The following is a 20,237-nucleotide window of genomic DNA, read 5'->3' as shown; positions in this document are numbered from 1 at the left end:
CCCTATCACCACAGGGCCACAATTCATTGAGTGGCACCCACGACAGCCGGATTCAGGGTCTGCCACGTACGCCCTCCGTCTGCGGGAACAGATCATCGAGCCCAATATTCGTCGGGCGCGTCCCCTGGTTCGGGCCTGCCGGGCGAGATGGGTGAGACAACCTGTAATCGACCCCACCGGCCTGGAAGATGTCCCGGGTTGGGCGCAGAACGACTATCACCTCTTTTGGACGCGACTAGTCGAGAGGAACGCGGCGACCGTTGTTTTCGCTCATGGATGGCAGTTCAGCAGCGGTTGCGCCTTGGAATTCGCTGCCGCTCACAATGCCGGATGCGAACTGTTGGATCACCGGTTCAGACCATTGAGCGCCAGCGCGGGACTGTCCATGCTGCGGGATGCTGCTGAACAACTTGCGCGTGTAGGTGTGAGCAACACTCAGTTGCTAAGCGCAATCGCGAACTGCCGAGAGCCAGAGAGGGCAACGGTCGGGAGGTGAGCGAATGACAAGCCTGAAGGATGACCGACTGAAGGACCTAGCAGGCCGCGGGAATGTCGCACAGTTCGCGAGCTTTTCGCCTGGCCGCGAACCCGAGCTACGCCACATGGCGGTCCGAGAGAGGTCCTCCATCGAACCGGGTGGCGTGGACACCGTCATCTCAGCAGTGATCGCATCCGGCACGGGGACGGTGAACGTTCGCAGCTTCTTGCCGGATCGCGATAAAGGCAGCCCGTTCTACTATGGGTTAGGGAACCCTCATGAAGCTGCGGCTCTAGTCCGGTCACTGGCCGCCGATGGCTACTACACCATCGTCAATGAAACTGTCGACGTTTCGGATGGCGGCGTATCGGGAGTAAGTCTTGGCGGAGCGGTAGAGTTCTCTCCTGATGACACCCCTCGGGCGGTAGAAAAGCAGGGAACGGCAGCGCTGCCACACGACCTCGCTACTCGCCTTCTCAAGGTCGTTTACGGCTTCGATCCAGCGTTACCATGGCGCGACGGTGAGCGGCTCGAATTTTCGGTACACCCCGAACGAGTGGGTTTTATGCGAGAGCACACCATTTGGTGGGAAACCGAGCAGGTCGCGTCGGTCACGCTTGATGTGACGCCTCGCTGGCCTAACAAGTTTAGCCGTCATATCGGCGACAAGACATATGGCCTGCTAATCACACATTTGCTCGACCTTCCAGTGCCACGCACTACCGTCATCTCGCGCAGAGTCGCCCCGTTCACCTTCGGGACGCCTACTGGAACCTCGCAGTTCTGGACTCGGACCGCACCTAGAGAACAAACCCCAGGACACTTCAGTACACTTCCGTATTGGGTTGACCCATTTCGACTCCTACAGCAGGAAGACACCGAAGGAGATCGACTCGCCTCAGTGCTCGCCCAGGAGGCGGTGGATGCCTTGTGGTCAGGGGCTTCGATCCCCACACAGGGCGACAGCGAAGACCTTATCGAGGGTGTGCGTGGAACTGGCGATAACTTCATGCTTGGGGCAGCGTCGCCTGCCGAGCTTCCCCGGAGGTCGTATCCGACGTACTGGCGCTGACCACCCAAGCGCGAAAGGCTCTGGGTCCGGTCCGCATTGAGTGGGCGCACGACGGACGCCAGGCCTGGGTGCTGCAGGCGCACATTGCCACACACTTCTTCCTCGACCGGTCGACCCTCAGTCCCGGACATGCAGGTTCTTGGTTGCGGTACCAGTCGGCAGACGGACTAGAGCGATTGAGAGAAATGATTCCAATCGCAGCGAGCCAGGGAGCCGGTATAGAGGTGTATGGCTCCGTCGGCCTAACGTCGCACGTCGGTGACCTGCTACGGAAGGCCGGCATCCCCGGACGCCTGGCGGCACGCTGATGGAGGAGACGATCAGCCGGATGGCCGGCAGCGAGAACGGCTCGCTGAAGACCATCGCCGAGCTGGAGGCCATGGCCGCCGCGATCGGCCGGCCGGCCCGCCAGCGCACCACCGAGTACCGCACCCCGTCGGCCGAGCGGATCGCCACGGCCCCTCCGACGAGGGCCGCCTCCGGCTCACCCTGTCGATCGCTTCCACCTGATCGGCGGGGACGGCCGCACCCATTGACCCGCGCGACCGCGCGAGGAGCATGGCCCGCGTGCCGATTCCCGGATCGGAGCTCGACGCCGGACGTGCCGCCTACGCCCACCACGCGTGGGAGGACGCGTACCGGCACCTCGCGGCAGCGGCCGCCTACGGCGAGTCAGCCGACCTGGAGCGGCTCGCGCTGGCGGCCTACCTCACGGGTCGGGATGCCGACTGCGCCGTCGCGTGGGAGCGGGCGCACCGTCGCCACCTGGCCGACGACGACCCGGAGCGGGCGGCCCGGTGCGCGTTCTGGCTGGCCTGGGGTCTGGCGCTGCGGGGGAAGGGGCCCAGGCCGGGGGTGGCTGGGGCGGGCACTCGCGGTCCTCGACGGCGCCGGGGTGACCGATTCACCCGTCCACGGCTACGTGCAGCTGCCGCCCGCCGTCCAGGCCATGTACGGAGGCGACGCGCGCACCGCCTACGACGGCTTCACCAGGGCGGCCGCCGTCGGCGACCGCTTCGGGGAAGCGGACCTCATGACGCTCGGCCGGCTCGGGCGGGGCCAGGCGCTGGCCCTCCTGGGGGACGTCGGAGGCGGGCTGGCCCTGCTCGACGAGGCGATGATCGCCGTCACCACCGGCGAGACGTCGACCCACGTCACGGGGCTGGTCTACTGCGCGGTGATCGCCACATGCCTCGACAGCTACGACCTGCGGCGTGCGCAGGAGTGGACCGGCGCCCTCACCAGGTGGTGTGCCGCGCAGCCGGACATGGTTCCGTACCGCGGCCAGTGCCTGGTGCACCGCGCCCAGATCCTGCAACTGCACGGGGCATGGCCGGACGCCATGACCGAGGCCGAGCTCGCCTGCGCACAGCTCGCCGACGCCCCTGGTCAGACTGCGACCGGGATGGCCTGGCACGAGCTGGGCGACCTGCACCGGCTCCGCGGGGAGTACGACGCGGCGGAGGCGGCCTACAGGCGGGCGAGCCGGCACGGCCACGACCCGCAGCCCGGGCTCGCCCTGCTCCGGGTCGCGCAGGGGCGGGCCGAGGCGGCGACCGCGGCGATCCGTCGCGCCCTCGCGGAGGAGCCCCTGTCGGGGCCGCACCGGCCCCGCCTGCTGGCGGGGTGCGTCGAGGTGCTCCTCGCCGCCGGGGACCTCAGCGGTGCCGACGCGCCCGCCCACGAGCTGTCGCAGTTGGCGGCGAACATCGACGCGCCGCTGCTCCGCGCGATGGCGATGCAGGCGACCGGCGCCGTCCTGCTCGCCCGCGACGCCTCCGGGCAGGCCGTCGGAACGCTGCGCCGCGCCTGGTCGGCGTGGCAGGAGCTCGGGGCGCCGTACGACGCGGCGCGGACCCGCGTGCTCATCGGTCTCGCCTGCCGGGCACTCGACGACCACGAGACCGCCGCGTTGGAGCTGGGCGCCGCGGGATGGACCTTCGACCAGCTCGGCGCGCGACCCGATGCCGAGCGGGTCGCCGAGCTGACCGGTCGCGGGGCTGGGGCGGCCGCGCCGGGAGGCCTGACGACGCGCGAGGTCGAGGTCCTCCGTCTGGTCGCGACCGGTCGGACGAACCGGGCGATCGCCGGTGACCTCTTCCTGTCGGAGAAGACGGTGGCCCGGCACGTCGCCAACATCTTCACCAAGATCGACGTCCCCTCACGGGCCGCCGCGACGGCCTACGCGTACCAGCACCACCTGGCCTGAACGGAGCCGCCGATCTACACAGTTCTCCCGACGCGGCGCGGTGCCCGGGCTTCCTAGCGTCGTCCCATCAGTTCGGACGACACCCCCGGAGGTTCCGATGACCAGCACTGGACCCATCCCCGCCGACCTCGGCTTCGCGGGACCCGAGCACGTCGAGACCGTGGTCATCGGCGGCGGCCAGGCCGGGCTCGCGACGTCGTACCACCTGGCGCGAGCGGGCCGGCCGCACGTGGTGCTCGAGGGGTCCGAGCGCGTCGGCGACGTCTGGCGGCAACGGTTCGACTCCCTCCGCCTGTTCAGCCCCGCGCGTTACGACGCCCTCCCCGGCATGCCGTTCCCGATGCCCGGGTGGGAGTTCCCGACGGGTTCGGAGACGGCGGACTACCTGGAGTCCTACGCCGCCACCTTCGATCTGCCGGTGCGCACGGGTGTCAGCGTCGACAGCCTCTCGAGGAAGGGCGAGCACTACGTCGTCACGTCGGGGCACCGCCGGTTCGAGGCCCCGAACGTCGTCGTCGCGTCCGGCACGTGGCAGACCCCGATCGTCCCCGAGTTCGCCGACCGGCTCGACCCGCGGATCCGCCAGATGCACTCCGCGGAGTACCGCAACCCGTCCCAGCTCCAGCCCGGTCCCGTCCTCCTGGTCGGGAGCAGCCACTCGGGGCCGGACCTGGCCGTGGAACTCGCCCCTCGCACCGCGTGTACCTGTCGGGGCCGATCCAGGGCGAGATCCCGTTCCGGATCGACGGCCGGACGGCGCACCTGATGCTGCCGATCCTGTGGTTCGCCGCCAACCACGTCCTCACGATGCGCACGCCGCTCGGCCGCAAGGTCGCCGGGCACGTCCGCTCCGGCGGCGGCCCGCTCATCCGGGTCAAGCGGAGCGACATCGAGGCGGCCGGAGTGGAGTACACCCCGGAGCGCACCGTCGGCGTGCAGGACGGCAGGCCGGTCCTGGGCGACGGCCGGGTCCTCGAGGTCACCAACGTCGTCTGGTGCACCGGCTTCGGCAAGGACACCGACTGGATCCAGGTCCCCATCGGCGACGAGCGCTGGCCGACCCAGACGCGCGGGGTCGTCGCCGACGCCCCCGGCCTCTACTTCGTCGGCCTGCCGTTCCTCCACGGCTTCTCGTCGATGCTCATCGGAGGCGTGGGCCGCGACGCCGGGTTCGTGGCACGGCACATCGCCCGGCGGATGCGCAACGCGGCCGCCGCGCCGATCGCCGCCGGCTGAGCGGGCCGGGACGGCCAGCGGCCGTCGACGAGGAGCCCGTCAGGCCCGTTCGGCGGGCTCCTCGTCGGCCACCGCCGGCTTCTCCGGGTGGTCCTTGAGGAAGAGGTACCAGTACGACGTGGACACGAAGATGACCGCGCCGACCAGGTTGCCGGAGCCCGCGAGCAGCCAGTTGAGCAGGGCGTCGTCCCAGCCGAGATCCGGGACCCCGGCGAAGATCGCCGCGGGGAGGAAGAACATGTTGGCCACGACGTGGTCGAAGCCCATCGCGACGAACGCCATGATCGGGAAGAACAACGCGAGGATCTTCCCCGACACCGACTGCGCGGCCAGCGACATCCACACCGCCAGGCAGACCAGCCAGTTGCAGCCCACACCCCGCAGGAACGTCTCCCAGGCCGTGTGCCCGGTCGCCTTGCCCTCGGCGATGCCGGCCAGCCGCTCGTAGGTGAGCGCCGCGCTGCCGTCGGAACCGGCGTCGCCGATGACATCGGTCTGCACCGCGAGGAAGAACGCCACGAACAGGGCGCCCAGCAGGTTGCCGAGCAGGACGAGCGTGAGGTTCCTGGCGACGTCGCCCACGTCGATCTTGCCGCGCATGGCGCCGAGCGGGACCAGCATCATGTTGCCGGTCGCGAGGTCCGACCCGGCGATGAGCACCAGGACCAGGCCGAGGGTGAAGGCGACGCCGGTGAACAGGGTCGGGAGCGTGCCCCAGGTTCCCGGGTCCAACCCGGCGGAGACGGTGATCGCCACCAGCCCGCCGAACGCGATGTACGCGCCGGCCAGGAAGGCGCTGACCAGCACGCGGTCCCACGTGCGACGGGTCTTCTTGGCACCGGTCTCCGCGGCGACCTGGGCCATCTCTGCGGGTTCACGTGCGGACACCGACGCCTCCGGAGCTCGGACCGACAGTCGCGGCGGTCATTCCCGCTCGTCGACCGGTCCACTCCCCGATTCAGGTCCGCAGCAGCCGGGCCAGCTCACCCACGTCGGGCAGGTCCAGGTGCGGCCGCACCGCGGCCGGCAGGTCGGTGAACGAGCCCGCGTGCCCGATGCCGGTGTGCACGGCCACGGCGAAGGCGCCTCCGGCGTGCGCCATCGGCACCTCGAGCTCGGGGTCGTCGCCGACCACGGCCAGCTCGGCAGGTGCCAGGCCGAGCCGCCGCCCGGCCGTCCGCAGCGCGTTCAGCGACGGCTTGCCGACGACGGTCACCTCGCACCCGGTGATGTCGCGGACGACGGCGCTGATCGCCCGCGACGTCCCCAGCGACCGCCCTTCCGCCGTCGCGAAGAACAACGACTGAGAGGCGCTGTAGAACGCCGCCCCGTCGAAGACCGCGAAGACCGCCGCCTCGAGCGCCTCGAAGGTCAGCTCCTGCCGGAACCAGCCGGCCATCACCGCGTCGCAGCCGGTGCCCCGCAGCGGCGGCACCGTCTCGATCCCGGCCGCTTCCAGGGGCTCGATGATCCCCGCGCCGCCGAGCACCATCACCCGCCGGTGGCCCCGCTCGAGGAACACGTCGACCGCGGTGGAGGCCGGCGTCAGTGCCTGGTCGGGGGCGATCGTCAGGCCGAGCTGCCCCAGGGCGTCGGCCACGCGGGCCGGTGTCTTCACCGTCCCGTTGGTGTAGACGCAGAACGGCAGCCCGCGGTCGCCCAGGCCCTGCAGGAGGTCCGCCGCACCGGGCAACGGCACGAGGCCCTGGTTGTTGCGGTCGCCCATCACCAGCGTGCCGTCCATGTCGAGGACGAAACCGCCCACCCGCCGCAGCCGGTCCACAGCGGTGTCAGGCAACGGGGTCCCTCCGGAGGCGCGGCGCACGGTCATGGTCAGGCCCGCCTTGGTGACGCCGAGGTCGTGCACGGTGCGGCGCGAGCCGAGCTCGTCCAGGAGCGTCAGCACGGGAGCCAGCGACGGGTTGAAGTGACGCGGCGCCGGACCGGCCGCGAGCATCGCGTCGACCTGGTCCTCCGGCATGTGCGCCCGGAGCAACAGCTCCTCGTCGCTGATCCCCCGACGGAACTGCTTCCGCAGCTCGGCCGGCGACGGCGGTGGCGGTTCCGACGCCAGCTCCCGCGCCCGCGGCCGGTCGAGGATGCGGTCCTGCACGCCTGCGTCGATCGGCGCCGTCGGCTTGCCGAAACTGCCGAGCACGTAGCGGATCACCTGGTCGGGCACGGTGCCGTACCGCTCGCCGATCACGTTGAACAGCGCCTGGGACACCACCATCTGCGGGAACGGCGTGACCATGATCGGGTGGCCGAGCTCCGCCCGGACGGCGCCGACCTCCTCCACCAGCGCCTCGAACCGGTGCTCCATGCCGATCTCGCGCAGCTGCCGCCGGGTCGTCGTCATCACCCCGCCGGCGATCTGGTGGTGCAGGAACGCCGCGTCGAAGTCCTGCGGCCGCCCCACCGGCAGCTCCTCGGCCGCCGCCAGCCCGTCGAAGAAGTCGCACACCAGGCCCAGCGCGCGGTCGTCGACGTCGACCCGGTGGCCCATCTCCCGCAGGTTGGCGACCGTCCGCCGGGCCTCCGGGAGCGACGAGCCGTTGCCCAGCGGCCCGCAGCCCACCTGGACGACCTCGACGCCGAGCTCCGGCGCGATCGAATAGGTGAGCGGGGAGAGACCGATCGTGGCGTGGGAGTGCAGCTCCAGCGGCGTGCCGGCCAGCCGGGCCTTGATGGCCGGCAGCAGGGTGCGGGCGCGCTCGGCGGTGAGGATCCCCGCCGGGTCCTTCACGTAGACGCGGTCGACGTTCGGGTCGGCGGCGAACTGCGAGGCCAGGTCTGCGTAGAAGGCGTCGTCGTGCACCACGCTGATGGTGAACGTCAGCGCCCCGATGACCTCGTCGACGCCGGCCTGCTTCAGCCGCCGGGCGGTCTCGCGGGCAGCGTCCATGTCGTGCATCGGGTCCAGCACGACGACCCGGTCGATGCCGCCCGCCACCAGCCGGTCGTAGACCAGCTGCATGGTGTCCGGGTGGGAGTTCTGCCAGCTGATGAAGCGGAAGCCGGTGCCGATGAACTGCAGCTTCGTCGTCGGCATGGCGGCCCGGGTCAGCCGCAGCCGCTCCCACGGGTCCTCCTGGTGCACGCGGACGGCCACGCCCATCGCCGTGCTGGAGCTGTAGTCCAGCGCCCGGAAGCCGACCCGCTCCAGCAGCGGGGCGACCTGCGCGACGTGCGCCGTCCGGAGGCCGGTGGCCCCCAGAGGCTCTGGTTGCCGTCGCGGATCGAGACGTCCACGAGTCCGACGTCGGCCATCAGCGCGTCCCCACGAGCTGCGCGTCCAGGAAGCGCTCGAAGAACGTCGTGTCCACTCCCCGGCGGCGAACTCCGGATCGGCCAGCAGCGCCCGGTGCACCGGCACCGTCGTCGTCACGCCCTCGATCCGCAGCAGCCCCAGCGCCGCGCGCGCCCGGGCCAGCGCGTCGTCCCGGTCCCGGCCGTGCACGATCAGCTTCGCCAGCAGGGAGTCGTAGAACGGCGGGACGACGGAGCCGCCCTGCACGTGGGTGTCCACCCGCAGGCCCTCCCCGACCGGGAGGACGACGCGGTCGATCCGGCCCGGCGACGGGCGGAACCCGTGCCGCCAGTCCTCGGCGTTGATCCGGCACTCCACCGCGTGCCCGGTGAGGACGACGTCCTGCTGCCGCAACCGCAGCGGCAGTCCTTCGGCGACGGCGAGCTGCTCGGCGACCAGGTCCAGCCCGGTGACCATCTCGGTGACCGGGTGCTCGACCTGGATGCGGGCGTTCATCTCCAGGAAGTAGAAGGTGCCGCGCTCGCCGTCGACCAGCAGCTCGACGGTGCCCAGGCCGCGGTAGTGCAGGTGCTCGGCCAGGGCGAGCGCCGCGGCGGCCATCTCGGCGCGCAGCGCGTCGGAGAGCTGCGGCGCCGGCGCCTCCTCGAACAGCTTCTGGTACCGGCGCTGGACGGAGCAGTCGCGGTCGCCGAGCGCCACGGCGTGCGAGCCGTCGCCGAGGATCTGCACCTCGACATGTCGACCTGACGACACGAAGCGCTCTAGGTAGACCCGCGGGTCACCGAACGCGGCCGCGGCCTCGGAGACGGCGAGGTCGAGGGTGTGCGCCAGGTCGTCGGGGCCGTGCACCCGCTTCATGCCGCGGCCGCCACCACCGCCGACGGCCTTCACCAGCAGCGGATAGCCCACCTCGGCCGCCACCGCTCGCGCCTGCGCCAGATCCGCGGCCTCCCGCCGGGGACGACGGGCAGTCCGGCCGCCAGGGCGTGCGACCGGGCGGTCAGCTTGTCCCCCACCGCCTCCAGCGACTCCGGCGTCGGCCCGACGAACACGATCCCGGCCGTCGCGCAGGCGCGGGCCAGCGACGGGTTCTCCGACAGGAAGCCGTAGCCGGGGTGCACCGCGTCGGCATCGACCGCCTGCGCCGCCCGCACGACCGCCGCCGGGTCGAGGTAGCTCTGCGCCGCGTTCGCCGGTCCGAGCCGGACCACGCGGTCGGCCAGCCGCGCGGGCAGCGACTCCAGGTCGGCGTCGGAGGCGGCCAGCACGGACTCGATGCCCAGCCGCGTGCACGTCCGGATCACCCGGGCGGCGATCTCGCCCCGGTTGGCGATCAGCAGCCGCCGGATCCGTGGCCCGGTCGCGCTAGCCACCCACCCCACCGCCGCTCTGCTGGCCACCCGCCCCACCAACCCCGACCGGATCCACCACCAGCAGCACCGCGTCCGCGTCGGCGAACTCGCCGTTGCCGGTGCGGAACTCGACCACGCGGCCGCGCACCCCGGCGTGCACCGGCGTCATCATCTTCATCGTCTCCACGATGCCGACGACGGTCTCGGTGTCGACCGGGTCGCCGACGTCCACGAACGGCGGGGCGCCCGGCTGCGGCGCCCGGTAGAAGGTGCCGAGCAGCGGTGGGTGCACCGCCACCAGACCGTCTCCGATCTCCGCGGCGGGCGCTGCCGCCTCGGCCTCCACCGCCGGTGCGGCGGCCTGCTCCACCTGCGGCGCCCGGGTCACCTGCTGTTCGGCGGTCCAGCCGGCGGCGCCCTCCCGACGCACCGTGAGGGTCAGGTCGGCCAGCTCCAGGTGCAGCTCGGCCAGGCCGCTGGAGTCCAGCACCCGCAGCACGTCGCGGACGTCGTCCGGAGTGAGCTCCACCGCGCTCACCCCTGGGACGGGCGCGTGCCGCCCAGCAGGTGGAAGACGTGGTCGAAGGGGCGCGCGGTCGGGGCGGCCTTCCGGGCCCGGTCCTTCTCCGCCCACACGGTCTCGGGCCGGCTCTGCAGGAGGAAGACCGCACCCGTGTCGTCCACCGCCCACTCGATGTCCTGCGGGCAGCCGTAGTGCGCCTCCACCTGGCGGGCGGTCGCGACCAGCTCGGCGATCTCCTCGTCGGAGATCGACGGCTCGTCCTGCAGCTCGCCCGGCACGTCGGTCTCCACCACGCCGGCACCGGAGGGGTCGGGTCGGTGCCACCGCGTCTTCGTGGCCACGGTTCGCTTGATCTCGCCGGTCACCTTGCTGACCACGAACGAGTCGGGCGTGACGTCGCCGCTCACGACGGCGGATCCGAGGCCCCAGCTGGCGTCGATGGCGATCACCGACTTGTCCCCGCTGCGCGGGCTGCGGGTGAACATCACCCCGGAGCTGCGGGCTCCCACCATCCGCTGGACGACGACGGCCATCCCCAGGTCGGTCTCCGGGATGCCGCGGCGGAGCCGGTAGGTCACCGATTCGACGCTGTACAGGCTGGCCCAGCACCGGCGCACGTGCTCGAGCACCGAGGCGGCGCCGTGCACCCACAGGTAGGTGTCCTGCAGCCCAGCGAAGCTGGCCTCCGCGCTGTCCTCGCTGGTGGCACTCGACCGGACGGCGACCGGGAGATCGGGGTCGCCGCACTCGTCGCACAGCGCCGCGTAGGCCGCGGCGACCGCGCCGGCGACCTCGTCCGGCGGGGGCGCGGACTCCAGGACCGCCCGGATCTCGGCGGTCGCGGCGGCGAGCCCCTCGGCGTCGGCGGGATCGAGAGCGGCCACGCGGGCCGGCACCGACCCGCCGTGCACGGTGAGGTGCTCGACGGTCCGCCGGAAGGCCGCCGTGGTCACCGCGAAGCCGGTCGGCACCCGGATGCCGGCGCGCAGCAGCTCGCCGAGGCTGGCGCCCTTGCCGCCGACGGTCGCGACGTCGCCGAGCCCGACGTCGCGGACGTGCAGGACGGGACCTGTGGTCATGAGGGTCCCCATCAGCTCAGCACGGTGACGACGCCGCGGTCGCCGTCGACGCGGACGCGGTCTCCGGTCCGGATGCGGGTGGTGGCCAGGCCGGTCCCGACGACGGCGGGCATGCCGTACTCGCGGGCCACGATCGCCGCGTGCGACATCGTGCCGCCGATGTCGGAGACGGCCGCGGCGATCTTGCCGAAGACCGGCCCCCAGCTGGGCGCGGTCACCGGGCAGACGAGGACCTCGCCCTCACGGATCTGCCCGATGTCGTTCACGTTCAGCAGCACCCGGGCGACCCCTCGACGACACCGGGCGAAGCCGCGTAGCCGCGGACGGTCGACTCGTCGTCGTCCTCGCCGCCGAGCCAGGCCTCGATGGTCTCCTGGGTGATGCCCCAGAGCATCTTCACCGCCGGGTCGTTGAGCGCTTCGGGGACGGCGCCCAGCGCCGGCGGCGGGGACCAGCCCGCCAGCGTCTCGAGGATCCGCTTGCGCTCGGCGACGATCGGCTGCCAGTGCCGGGCACCGAGCTCCGTCCCACCCGAGGCCCAGGCGAGCGAGACGTCGACGAGGGCGTCCTCGACCTCGAGGTGCCGCAGGTGGAAGACGTCGTCGGCCGCCAGCAGCACGCCGCGCTCGGCCAGCAGCGCCCCGAAGGCCCGGATCTTCTGGAAGAAGCGCGTGGTGAACCAGTGCTCGCAGTAGAACTTGTGCGACTCGATGTAGGGGAACACCTGCCGGCACAGGCCCAGCATCTGGTCGAAGGCCGCCTTCTCCTCCTCGGAGTCCAGCAGGGCCCGGTACTCCCCGCGATCCGGTCGCGCTCCTGCGCCAGCCGCTCGGTCGGACGGGTGAGGTCCTCGCCGGCCGCGATCTGCTCGACGTAGCGCGGCAGAGCGGCGAAGGGCACGGTCAGGTCGTCGGCCCAGGACAGGTGGTGGTGGTAGAAGCCGTCGCCGACCGAGACGTTGAACCACGGGTCCTTCGCGGCCTCCAGCGCCGCCAGCCAGCGGGCGCCTCCGTCCCCGCGCTCGCCCAGCTCCGCCAGCACCTTGGCCGGCTCCGCGCCCTCGACGAACAGGTCGGCCAGGTCGAGCTCGACCGCCAGCGCGGCGAGCTTCTTCAGCTCGTCGTCCGGGCGGTACATGGTCACGTCCATGCCGGCGACCATCCGCGCCACCATCTGGTCGCCCATCTCCGGGAACGCCTGCTTGCAGAACTCGAAGAAGACGACGTAGGCGCCGTATCCGAGCATCAGCAGCTCGGTGTGGTGGTGCCACATCTTCGAGTACAGGTCGATGCAGCGGTGGAACCGCTCGCGCAGGTAGTGGTTGGAGGCGAACCCGCGACCGCCGGTGACCACCTCGAGGGGTCGAGGTCACCGAGTTCGGGCACCTCGACGGCCTCGATGTCGGCGATCAGCGCCTCGATGCGCTGCTGCCACTCGCCGTAGATGCGGTCCCAGTTGCCGTAGTAGTGCCCTGCCCGCTCCTGGAAAGCGGCGAACCGCTTCCCCTGCTCCGCCTCGTCGAGCACCGGGTTGGCGGTGATGTAGACCCGCCCGTGGATGATCCGGTACTCGATCCCCATCGTCGTCGGGAAGGAGAACAGCCGGGCGGTGTTCGCCCCGATCGCGGTGTAGGGGATCTCGGAGGTGATGCCGTCGAAGGCCGGGACGACCTCCGGGAAGTGCATGGAGTTGTAGAACCAGAACCGCCCGTCGTCCTCCGGCTGGAAGCGCGAGAAGTACGGGTACATCGCCTCCCAGCCCTCCGCACCGGGCACGGCGTCGATCTGCGAGGGCAGGGGGAACGAGCGCTCGGTCATGGGAGCTCCTGTCGGGGGCCGGCGGGGATCTGCAGCGGGTAGTCGGACTGGGTGCGGGCGTAGGCGACGATGTCGTCGAAGGCGGCCGGATCGGCCATGGCGTTGGGGTCGGCGACCTCGGTGGGGTCGGCGCCGAGCAGCACGCGGCGCACCGGGATCTCCATCTTCTTGCCGCTGCGGGTGAGCGGGACGTCCCGGACGGCGACGAACCGGTCGGGCACGTGCCGCGGCGTGTACTCCTCGCGCAGCGCGCGGCGCAGCCGCTCGACGGTCGTCGCGTCGAAGTCGGCTCCGGGCTGCAGCACGACGAACAGCGGCATGAAGAACCCCCGCCGGGCAGGTCGAGGTTCACCACCAGCGACGTGCGCACGGCCGGGTCGTCCTCGACCACGCGGTAGATCTCCGCCGTGCCGATCCGCACCCCTGCCGGTTGAGCACCGCGTCGGATCGGCCCCGGACGAAGCAGCCGCCGCGCTCGTTCAGCTCGAAGAAGTCCCCGTGCCGCCAGACGCCGGGGAAGGTCTCGAAGTAGCTGGCCCGGTACCGGGCGCCGTCCTCGTCGCCCCAGAACCGCACCGGCATCGACGGCATCGGGGCGGTGATCACCAGCTCGCCGACCCGCCCGACGACGCTGCGCCCCTGCTCGTCCCACGACTCGGCGGCCACGCCGAGGAACGCGCCTGGATCTCCCCGGCCCGCACCGGCAGCGTCTCGACCCCGCCCACCAGTCCGGTGCAGATGTCGGTGCCACCGCTGCCGGTCGCCACCCAGAGGTCGGGCTTGACGTTCTCGTAGAACCAGGCCGTGATGGCCGGGGACACCGGTGACCCGGCCGGCATGATCGTCTCGATCGCGCTGACGTCGAACCGCTCGCCGGGCACCACGCCGGCCTTCTGCATCAGCTCGACGAAGGTGGGGCTGGCGCCGAACAGCGTGGCCCGGCTGTCCTGCGCGATCCGCCACAGCGCATCGACGTCGGGGTGGGCGGGGTTGCCGTCGTAGAGCACCGGCGTGATGCCCAGCAGCAGCATGCTGACCAGGAAGTTCCACATCATCCAGCCGGTGGTGGTGAAGAAGAACGCCCGGTCCCCGGGGTGCAGCCCCTGGTGGAAGCTCAGCCCCTTGAGCTGCTCCAGGAGGATCCCGCCGTGCCCGTGCACGATCGCCTTGGGCAGCCCGGTGGTGCCGGAGGAGAACAGCACCCACAACGGGTGGTCGAAGGGCACCTGCTCGACGACGAACTCGCCGGCGGGCACCGTCGGCCCGGTGACCACCTCGGCCCAGGTGGTCCCCTCCACGTGCAGCCCGAGCACCGGCACGTGCACGACCTCGAGCAGGCCTGGCAGCCCTGCGGCGATGTCGGCCACCTCGGCGCGACGGTCGAAGTCGCGACCGCCGTAGCGGTAGCCGTCGCAGGCGACGAGCACCCGTGGGTCGAGCTGACCCAGCCGGTCGAGCGCGCCGCGGGTGCCGAAGTCCGGCGACACGCTGGCCCACACCGCGCCGAGGCTCGCCGTCGCGACCATCGCGATGATCGCCTCCGGCACGTTGGGCAGGAAGGAGACCACCCGGTCACCGGAGCCGACTCCGCGGCTGCGCAGGTGCGTGGCGACCGCGCGCACCTGCGCGGCGAAGTCGGGCCAGCTCAGCTCGCGGAGCTCGGTGCCCTCGGCGGAGTAGAGCAGTGCGGGCGCGGACGAGTGCTCGTTGCGCAGGATCTGCTCGGCGACGTTGAGCCGGGCGCCAGGGAACCACCGCGCGCCGGGCATGTCCCGGCTCTCCAGGACGGCGGTGTGCGGCGCCGACGAGCGGACGTCGAAGAAGTCCCAGATCGCCTGCCAGAACTCTTCGAGCTCGGTGGTGGACCACGCCCAGAGGTCGGCGTACCCGGGGAACGTCCGGCCGGTGCGGGTCTCCGCGAAGCGGGTGAACTCGGTCAGGCGGGCGCGGGCGATCCGCTCCGGCCCCGGCGTCCACAGCAGGTCGCCCTCGCGCACCGCGGAGGTGCTGCGGCCCGCGGCGGAGGAAGCCATGCGCAGACAGTGGCGCAGGCCGAGTGTGATGGGCAACACTCATCGCGGTTCATTTCACCCAGCGAAAAATTGCAGCTCAGGGGGCCGGCATGCGGGAGTACCGGGTGAAGACCATCGCCTCCCTGTCCCGCGGCCTCGACGTGCTGCAGGTCCTGCGCGACGTGGGCGCGGCAAGCCTGCACGACCTGCACCTGGCCACCGGCATCCCGAAGTCCACCCTGACCCGCATCCTGCACACCGCCGCCCAGCACGGCCTCGTCTGGCAGCGGATGGTCGACGGCGCGTTCCTGCCGAGCCACACGCTGCAGCGCCGCGTCGAGAGCGACGACGGCGAGTGGCTGGCCGAGATCGCCTCACCGGTGCTCGGCGAGCTGTCGCAGCGGCTGCAGTGGCCCTCGATCGTCTCGGTGCCGCGGCTGGACCACATGGAGACGCTGGAGACCAACAGCTCGCGCACCTACTTCGACGGCCTCCCGCCGCGGCCGCACGGGTTCCGGGTGAACATGCTCGGCTCGGCGTCGGGTCGGGCCTACCTCGCCTTCTGCTCGGAGCAGGAGCTGACGGCGGTGCTCGCCCGGCTGCGGCTCAAGAAGGACCCGGCGTACCAACTGGCGCAGGACGACGCCGCCGTCCGCAGGATGGTCGAGGCGACGCGGCAGCGTGGCTACGCCGTCCGGGCCCCCGACTTCGGCGGCGACCACGACCGGCCCCGGTCGGAGGTGGACGACGGCCGGGAGTCGATCGCGATGCCCGTCCGCGTCGACGGGCGGGTCGTGGGGTGCATCAACCTGACCTGGCGCCGCCGTGCCCTCTCCCTGCCCACCGCCGTGGAGCGGCACCTCGACGACCTCCGCGCAGCCGTCCGGACGGTCGAGGATCGGGCTCGCGCGGCGGGCCTCGGGCACGGGTGAGGTCGGCGGTTAGCCTCCGGCGGTGGGGTACTTCGGGAAGCTCGCGTACAGCGACGGTCGGTGGACGTTCGGAGGGCCGACCGCCGTGCCGTTCCTGCTCGTCGACGTGCACGACAGCGACGTCGCGACGATCGACTACCGCTCCGTCGACGCCTCGGGCGGGCGGTTCTACCTGGGCTACGAGCCGCGCATCTACTTCGAGGAACCCGACGCCGGCGATCCGGTGGACACGCAGGCCGAGGCACAGGGTTTCACCCGCTGGGTCAAGGACGCCGCCGGAACGGACGTCGACCCCGACGACGTGCGGCGGCTCATGGCCGCACCGGACGGCGCCCCGCCCGCCGAGGACGTCGTCGAGGAGGCGGTCGAGAAGCTGCTCGCACTCGCCGGCCTCCCGCTCCCGGAGTGGCCGACGGACGAGGACATGCCGGCCGGCTGACGGCCAGCCTCAGCTGAGCCGCTGACGGAGCGCGACCGTCACCCGTTCCCCGGCCCGGGACTTGCCCGTCGCCGTGCACAGCGCGGCCCGCAGGGGCAGCCAGTGCGGGCCGGATCGGCGACGGCATCAGCGTGGCGGCGAACTCGTGGCCGTCGATCGTCCCCGTCACCTTCACCGCCCGCCGGGTGCCGAGCGCCTCGGCCGAACCCGGCACGGTGATGAAGGTGGGGAAGGCGCCGTCCTTCTCGATCGGCGCGGTGACGACGAGGTCCAGGGGCTGCGGTGACGTGGTCACCGAACGTGGACCGGCCCGCACCGCGGAACTCATCGCGCCCCGGGGGCGGGTCGGCGGTAGGAAGGGACGCGTGCGCGCGATCTCCTACACCCAGCCCGGCGGCCCCGACGTCCTCCAGCTGACCGACCGCCCGATCCCCGACCCCGGTCCCGGCGAAGTTCGCGTCCGCGTCGCCGTCTCCGGCGTCAACCCCACCGACTGGAAGTCACGCAGCAAGACGCCACCCGGCCCGGACGGGCAGATCCCGAACCAGGACGGGTCCGGCACCGTCGACGCCGTCGGCGAGGGTGTCGACCCGGTGCTGGTCGGCGAGCGAGTGTGGATCTGGGAGGCGGCCTGGCAGCGGCCGTTCGGCACGGCGGCCGAGTTCACCGTCGTGCCCGCCCGGCAGACGGTGCTGCTCGGCCCCGACCCGTCCTTCGAGCTGGGCGCGGCGCTCGGCATCCCGTTCCTGACCGCGCACCGCTGCCTCACGGTCGCCGAGTCGCTGCCCGACCGCATCGGCCCGGGCACGCTGACCGGTCGCACCGTGCTGGTGCAGGGCGGTGCCGGCGCCGTGGGCAACGCGGCGATCCAGCTGGCCCGCTGGGCCGACGCGACGGTGATCGCGACGGTGAGCAGCCCCGAGAAGGCGCGGCTGGCGGCAGCGGCCGGAGCCGACCACGTCGTGGACTACCGGCGGCAGGACGTCGTTTCCGAGGTCGGGAAGGTCGCACCGAAGGGCGTGGACTCGATCGTCGAGGTGTCGGCCGCCGTGAACGCCGGCATCGACGCCCAGGTGATCGGCATGCACGGGGCGGTCGCGATGTACGCCGACGACGGTGGGGCGGAGGTGACCGTGCCGGTGCGGCTGCAGATGGGCCCGAACGCCCGCTGGCAGTTCGTCCTGGTCTACACCGAGCCGGCCCGCGCCAAGGAGATCGGCGTGGAAGACGTCAACGCCGCCGTCCTCGACGGCGCGATCCGCGTCGGCCGGGAGGCCGGGCTGCCGCTGCATGTCTTCCCGCTGGAGCACACCGACCAGGCGCACCGGGCGGTGCAGGACGGCGCCGTGGGGAAGGTGCTGATCGACGTCACGGCCTGAGGTCGCTCAGCTCGCGGCCGGGGTCATCGGCGGCAGGCACTCGCTGCGCTCGGCCATCGTCGCCGTCATGATCGCGTGCAGCGCCTGCCGCTGCATCTCGCCGCGCCTAGGCTCGGCCCATGCCGCCTGCACCCGTCGACCTGCACGCCCTCCTGGGAGAGCTGCTGGACAAGGCGAGCGGTGAGCACGCCCGCCGGGCCGCCCGGACCCTGCCCCACCCGGTCGACGGACTGCGGCAGACCGTGATCGCGCTCCTCGCCGACGCCGAGCTGGGGGCGCACGAGAGCCCCGGTCCGGCGAGCCTCCTGGTGCTCCGGGGCCGGGTGCGGCTGCTCGCCGGCGATGAGACCGTCGAGCTGGGCGCGCACCAGTTCAGCCCCATCCCGGATCGGCGGCACAGCCTGCACGCCGACGAGGACAGCGTCGTCCTGCTCAGCGTCGCCGTCCCAGACCGGGCTCCCCTGTCCGACTGAACGCGGTGACGCCCCGGGGCGCGTCGCCGGCGGCGCGCCCCCGGTCGAGCGCTGGCACCATCGCCGGTATGGCACGAGTGCTGGTGGCTCCGGACAAGTTCAAGGGTTCGCTGTCCGCCGCGGAGGTCGCTGACGCCGTCATCCGCGGGCTCACCGCGGAGCTGCCCGGACTCCACGTCACGGCCCTCCCCGTGGCCGACGGCGGCGAGGGGACGCTCGCCGCTGCCCTCGCCGCCGGTTTCGACCGCGTGCCCGTGACCGCCTCCGGCCCGACGGGCGACCCGGTCGAGACCGCCTACGGCCGTCGTGGGGCCGACGCCGTCGTGGAGATGGCCGATGTCTCCGGCCTGCCCCGGTTGCCCGCGGGGCAGGTGCAGCCGTTGACGGCGACCAGCCGCGGAACCGGCGAGGTCATCGCCGCAGCCCTCGCCGACGGGGCCAGGCGCATCGTCGTGGGCATCGGCGGCAGCGCCTGCACCGACGGTGGCGCCGGGATGCTGCAGGCCCTGGGCGTCCGGCTCCTCGACGCGGACGGCCGTGAGATCGGCCCGGGCGGCGCGGCGCTCCACCAGCTGACCCGCGTCGACCTCGGGGAGCTGCGCCCGTCACTCGCCGGCGCGCAGGTCGTGGTGGCGTGTGACGTCGACAACCCGCTGACCGGGCCGCTGGGTGCCGCCGCCGTCTACGGCCCCCAGAAGGGCGCCGACGAGGCACAGGTCGAGCTGCTGGACCGGGGCCTGTCCCTGCTGGCGGACCGGATCTCGGAGACCACCGGCCGGGACGTGCGCGAGGCGCCCGGTGCCGGTGCCGCCGGAGGGGTCGGCTTCGCCGCCATGGCGGTCCTGGGTGCGACGCTGCGTCCGGGCATCGACCTCATGCTCGATCTCCTCGACTTCCGGTCACACGTCGAGGGGTGGACCTCGTGGTCGTGGGCGAGGGGTCCCTGGACGAGCAGACCTTGCACGGCAAGGCACCCGTGGGGGTCGCGCGGCTGGCGAGGGACGCCGGCGCCGCCGTGGTCGCGGTGTGCGGCCGGACGACGCTCGATGCCGGTCAGCTGCGGGCGGCCGGTATCCGGGCGGCCTATCCCCTGACCGCACTGGAACCCGACGTCGAACGCTGCATGGCCGACGCGAGCGACCTGCTCGAGCGCGTCTCGCGGCAGATCGCCCGCCGCCACCTCAGCCCGCCGCCACCACGCTGACCCCCGGCGCCCGAAGTCGGCCACGGCCTCGGGATCGACCCCCAGTCGGTCAGGACGGTCCACGAGGTACCGATCGGCGTCCACGCCGGGGCGTTCGCGGGCACGAACTTGGACGAGTCGGCGAGCAGGACCACCTTCTCCGACCGCCCGGCGACGAGCTCCTTGACGTAGGTCTCCTCGACGGTGGGCTCCCCCAGCCCCCTGCCCGCGTCCACCGTGTCCGCGCCGAGGAAGGCGACGTCGAACGCGAGACGGGCCAGCGCCACCTCCGAGAGCGCCCCCGCCACGCCATGGCTCAGCGACTGCACCTGCCCGCCGAGCATGATCACCCGTATCCGCGGGGCCCGCGCGAGCAGCAGGGCGGTCTCCAGGCCGCGCGTCACCACGGTCAGCGGGCCCCGGTCGGCGAGGACCCGGGCGAGCGCCAGGCAGGTGGTCCCGGCGTCGAGGAAGACATGGCCCTCCGCGGGCACGTGCTCCGCCGCAGCCAGGGCGATCGCCGCCTTGGCCTCGGCGTGCAGCAGGGCGCTCTCCCGAAGGACCGCTCGTGGAAGGCGTCCCGGACCATGGCACCGCCGTAGGTACGGGCGATGCGTCCGTCCCGCTGCAACGAGGTCAGGTCCCGGCGCACCGTGGACGTGGAGACGCCGACCCGCTCGGCCAGCGTCTCCACCCCGTCGACGCCGCCGCGCAGCAGGGTCAGCAGCGATTCGTGCCGCTCCTCGGTCGCCCGTCGCCTCCGCGCCTCTCCCATGGACGCC

At 72.2% G+C, this 20,237-nt stretch carries 22 protein-coding genes and 1 pseudogene; 9 read left to right on the top strand and 14 right to left on the bottom strand.

Annotated elements, in window-relative coordinates:
- Positions 1-641: 641 nt before the first annotated feature.
- From U6N30_RS06540 to U6N30_RS06525, 4 genes are all read left to right on the top strand, one after another.
- The gene (locus tag U6N30_RS06540) at positions 642-1,550 is read left to right on the top strand and encodes a hypothetical protein (protein WP_324276632.1); all 909 of its coding nucleotides are present in this window, start codon (positions 642-644) and stop codon (positions 1,548-1,550) included.
- 307 nt (positions 1,551-1,857) lie between these two features.
- Complete coding sequence (locus U6N30_RS06535; protein ID WP_324276631.1) at positions 1,858-3,759, top strand: LuxR C-terminal-related transcriptional regulator; 1,902 nt, start codon at positions 1,858-1,860, stop codon at positions 3,757-3,759.
- Positions 3,760-3,856: 97 nt separating this feature from the next.
- Complete coding sequence (locus U6N30_RS06530; RefSeq protein ID WP_324276630.1) at positions 3,857-4,525, top strand: flavin-containing monooxygenase; 669 nt, start codon at positions 3,857-3,859, stop codon at positions 4,523-4,525.
- Entirely contained in the window at positions 4,525-4,995 is a 471-nt protein-coding gene (locus U6N30_RS06525) for an NAD(P)/FAD-dependent oxidoreductase (RefSeq protein ID WP_324276629.1), read from the top strand. Before U6N30_RS06530 ends, U6N30_RS06525 begins: the two co-directional genes overlap by 1 nt.
- Positions 4,996-5,034: 39 nt before the next feature.
- Here the strand turns inward: U6N30_RS06525 and U6N30_RS06520 are convergent, their stop codons facing one another.
- From U6N30_RS06520 to U6N30_RS06465, 12 genes are all read right to left on the bottom strand, one after another.
- Positions 5,035-5,883 carry a formate/nitrite transporter family protein gene (locus U6N30_RS06520; protein ID WP_324276628.1) on the bottom strand — a complete coding sequence of 283 codons (849 nt, stop codon included), beginning with the start codon at positions 5,881-5,883 and terminating at the stop codon, positions 5,035-5,037.
- Positions 5,884-5,953: 70 nt separating this feature from the next.
- Positions 5,954-9,187: an ATP-binding protein gene (locus tag U6N30_RS06515; RefSeq protein ID WP_324276627.1), complete on the bottom strand. Its 3,234-nt coding sequence runs from the start codon at positions 9,185-9,187 to the stop codon at positions 5,954-5,956.
- Positions 9,154-9,639, bottom strand: a complete 486-nt coding sequence (locus tag U6N30_RS06510; RefSeq protein WP_324276626.1) for a biotin carboxylase N-terminal domain-containing protein — start codon at positions 9,637-9,639, stop codon at positions 9,154-9,156. Before U6N30_RS06510 ends, U6N30_RS06515 begins: the two co-directional genes overlap by 34 nt.
- Positions 9,632-10,147 carry an acetyl-CoA carboxylase biotin carboxyl carrier protein gene (locus U6N30_RS06505; protein WP_324276625.1) on the bottom strand — a complete coding sequence of 172 codons (516 nt, stop codon included), beginning with the start codon at positions 10,145-10,147 and terminating at the stop codon, positions 9,632-9,634. The genes U6N30_RS06510 and U6N30_RS06505 overlap by 8 nt, the downstream gene beginning before the upstream one ends.
- A 5-nt stretch (positions 10,148-10,152) precedes the next feature.
- A complete protein-coding gene (locus U6N30_RS06500; RefSeq protein ID WP_324276624.1) occupies positions 10,153-11,220 on the bottom strand; it encodes a PEP/pyruvate-binding domain-containing protein in 1,068 nt (355 codons plus the stop codon).
- Positions 11,221-11,231: 11 nt separating this feature from the next.
- Positions 11,232-11,498 carry a PEP-utilizing enzyme gene (locus U6N30_RS06495; RefSeq protein ID WP_324276623.1) on the bottom strand — a complete coding sequence of 89 codons (267 nt, stop codon included), beginning with the start codon at positions 11,496-11,498 and terminating at the stop codon, positions 11,232-11,234.
- On the bottom strand, positions 11,489-11,620 hold the full coding sequence (locus U6N30_RS06490) for a hypothetical protein (protein ID WP_324276622.1): 132 nt from the start codon (positions 11,618-11,620) through the stop codon (positions 11,489-11,491). Before U6N30_RS06490 ends, U6N30_RS06495 begins: the two co-directional genes overlap by 10 nt.
- On the bottom strand, positions 11,617-12,573 hold the full coding sequence (locus tag U6N30_RS06485; protein ID WP_324276621.1) for a hypothetical protein: 957 nt from the start codon (positions 12,571-12,573) through the stop codon (positions 11,617-11,619). The genes U6N30_RS06490 and U6N30_RS06485 overlap by 4 nt, the downstream gene beginning before the upstream one ends.
- Positions 12,465-13,037, bottom strand: a complete 573-nt coding sequence (locus tag U6N30_RS06480) for a hypothetical protein (protein WP_324276620.1) — start codon at positions 13,035-13,037, stop codon at positions 12,465-12,467. The genes U6N30_RS06485 and U6N30_RS06480 overlap by 109 nt, the downstream gene beginning before the upstream one ends.
- Positions 13,034-13,357, bottom strand: a complete 324-nt coding sequence (locus U6N30_RS06475) for an AMP-binding enzyme (RefSeq protein ID WP_324276619.1) — start codon at positions 13,355-13,357, stop codon at positions 13,034-13,036. Before U6N30_RS06475 ends, U6N30_RS06480 begins: the two co-directional genes overlap by 4 nt.
- A 28-nt stretch (positions 13,358-13,385) precedes the next feature.
- Positions 13,386-13,703: a hypothetical protein gene (locus U6N30_RS06470; protein WP_324276618.1), complete on the bottom strand. Its 318-nt coding sequence runs from the start codon at positions 13,701-13,703 to the stop codon at positions 13,386-13,388.
- Positions 13,640-15,070, bottom strand: a complete 1,431-nt coding sequence (locus U6N30_RS06465; RefSeq protein ID WP_324276617.1) for an AMP-binding protein — start codon at positions 15,068-15,070, stop codon at positions 13,640-13,642. Before U6N30_RS06465 ends, U6N30_RS06470 begins: the two co-directional genes overlap by 64 nt.
- A gap of 89 nt (positions 15,071-15,159) precedes the next feature.
- Here U6N30_RS06465 and U6N30_RS06460 point away from each other — a divergent pair, with 89 nt between their 5' ends.
- The 5 genes and pseudogenes from U6N30_RS06460 to U6N30_RS06440 form a co-directional block, all read left to right on the top strand.
- A complete protein-coding gene (locus tag U6N30_RS06460) occupies positions 15,160-15,981 on the top strand; it encodes a helix-turn-helix domain-containing protein (protein ID WP_324276616.1) in 822 nt (273 codons plus the stop codon).
- 22 nt (positions 15,982-16,003) lie between these two features.
- Entirely contained in the window at positions 16,004-16,420 is a 417-nt protein-coding gene (locus U6N30_RS06455; RefSeq protein ID WP_324276615.1) for a hypothetical protein, read from the top strand.
- Positions 16,421-16,638: 218 nt separating this feature from the next.
- Positions 16,639-17,799 carry an NADPH:quinone reductase gene (locus tag U6N30_RS06450; protein WP_324278186.1) on the top strand — a complete coding sequence of 387 codons (1,161 nt, stop codon included), beginning with the start codon at positions 16,639-16,641 and terminating at the stop codon, positions 17,797-17,799.
- Positions 17,800-17,918: 119 nt separating this feature from the next.
- On the top strand, positions 17,919-18,272 hold the full coding sequence (locus tag U6N30_RS06445; protein WP_324276614.1) for a cupin domain-containing protein: 354 nt from the start codon (positions 17,919-17,921) through the stop codon (positions 18,270-18,272).
- Positions 18,273-18,340: 68 nt separating this feature from the next.
- Positions 18,341-19,389: pseudogene (locus tag U6N30_RS06440) on the top strand (glycerate kinase); the annotation flags it as partial.
- Here the strand turns inward: U6N30_RS06440 and U6N30_RS06430 are convergent.
- Complete coding sequence (locus U6N30_RS06430) at positions 19,356-19,949, bottom strand: DeoR/GlpR family DNA-binding transcription regulator (protein WP_324276613.1); 594 nt, start codon at positions 19,947-19,949, stop codon at positions 19,356-19,358. The pseudogene U6N30_RS06440 and the gene U6N30_RS06430 overlap by 34 nt on opposite strands.
- Positions 19,865-20,230: a DeoR family transcriptional regulator gene (locus U6N30_RS06425; RefSeq protein WP_324276612.1), complete on the bottom strand. Its 366-nt coding sequence runs from the start codon at positions 20,228-20,230 to the stop codon at positions 19,865-19,867. The genes U6N30_RS06430 and U6N30_RS06425 overlap by 85 nt, the downstream gene beginning before the upstream one ends.
- Positions 20,231-20,237 lie beyond the last annotated feature (7 nt).

Origin of the sequence: Blastococcus brunescens, assembly GCF_035320885.1 — a bacterium.
Classification (GTDB): Bacteria; Actinomycetota; Actinomycetes; order Mycobacteriales; family Geodermatophilaceae; genus Blastococcus_B; species Blastococcus_B brunescens.
The sequence above is the reverse complement of the archived record's forward strand: the minus strand, read 5'-3'. Positions and strand labels throughout refer to the sequence as shown.

What these genes read in the sequence shown, in the direction of transcription:
- U6N30_RS06445 (WP_324276614.1), top strand. Translation starts at nt 17,919, where the DNA reads ATGCCGCCTGCACCCGTCGACCTGCACGCCCTCCTGGGAGAGCTGCTG.
- U6N30_RS06425 (WP_324276612.1), bottom strand. Translation starts at nt 20,230, where the DNA reads ATGGGAGAGGCGCGGAGGCGACGGGCGACCGAGGAGCGGCACGAATCG.
- U6N30_RS06530 (WP_324276630.1), top strand. Translation starts at nt 3,857, where the DNA reads ATGACCAGCACTGGACCCATCCCCGCCGACCTCGGCTTCGCGGGACCC.
- U6N30_RS06475 (WP_324276619.1), bottom strand. Translation starts at nt 13,357, where the DNA reads ATGCCGCTGTTCGTCGTGCTGCAGCCCGGAGCCGACTTCGACGCGACG.
- U6N30_RS06480 (WP_324276620.1), bottom strand. Translation starts at nt 13,037, where the DNA reads ATGACCGAGCGCTCGTTCCCCCTGCCCTCGCAGATCGACGCCGTGCCC.
- U6N30_RS06500 (WP_324276624.1), bottom strand. Translation starts at nt 11,220, where the DNA reads ATGACCACAGGTCCCGTCCTGCACGTCCGCGACGTCGGGCTCGGCGAC.
- U6N30_RS06535 (WP_324276631.1), top strand. Translation starts at nt 1,858, where the DNA reads ATGGAGGAGACGATCAGCCGGATGGCCGGCAGCGAGAACGGCTCGCTG.
- U6N30_RS06465 (WP_324276617.1), bottom strand. Translation starts at nt 15,070, where the DNA reads ATGGCTTCCTCCGCCGCGGGCCGCAGCACCTCCGCGGTGCGCGAGGGC.
- U6N30_RS06525 (WP_324276629.1), top strand. Translation starts at nt 4,525, where the DNA reads ATGCTGCCGATCCTGTGGTTCGCCGCCAACCACGTCCTCACGATGCGC.
- U6N30_RS06460 (WP_324276616.1), top strand. Translation starts at nt 15,160, where the DNA reads ATGCGGGAGTACCGGGTGAAGACCATCGCCTCCCTGTCCCGCGGCCTC.
- U6N30_RS06450 (WP_324278186.1), top strand. Translation starts at nt 16,639, where the DNA reads ATGAAGGTGGGGAAGGCGCCGTCCTTCTCGATCGGCGCGGTGACGACG.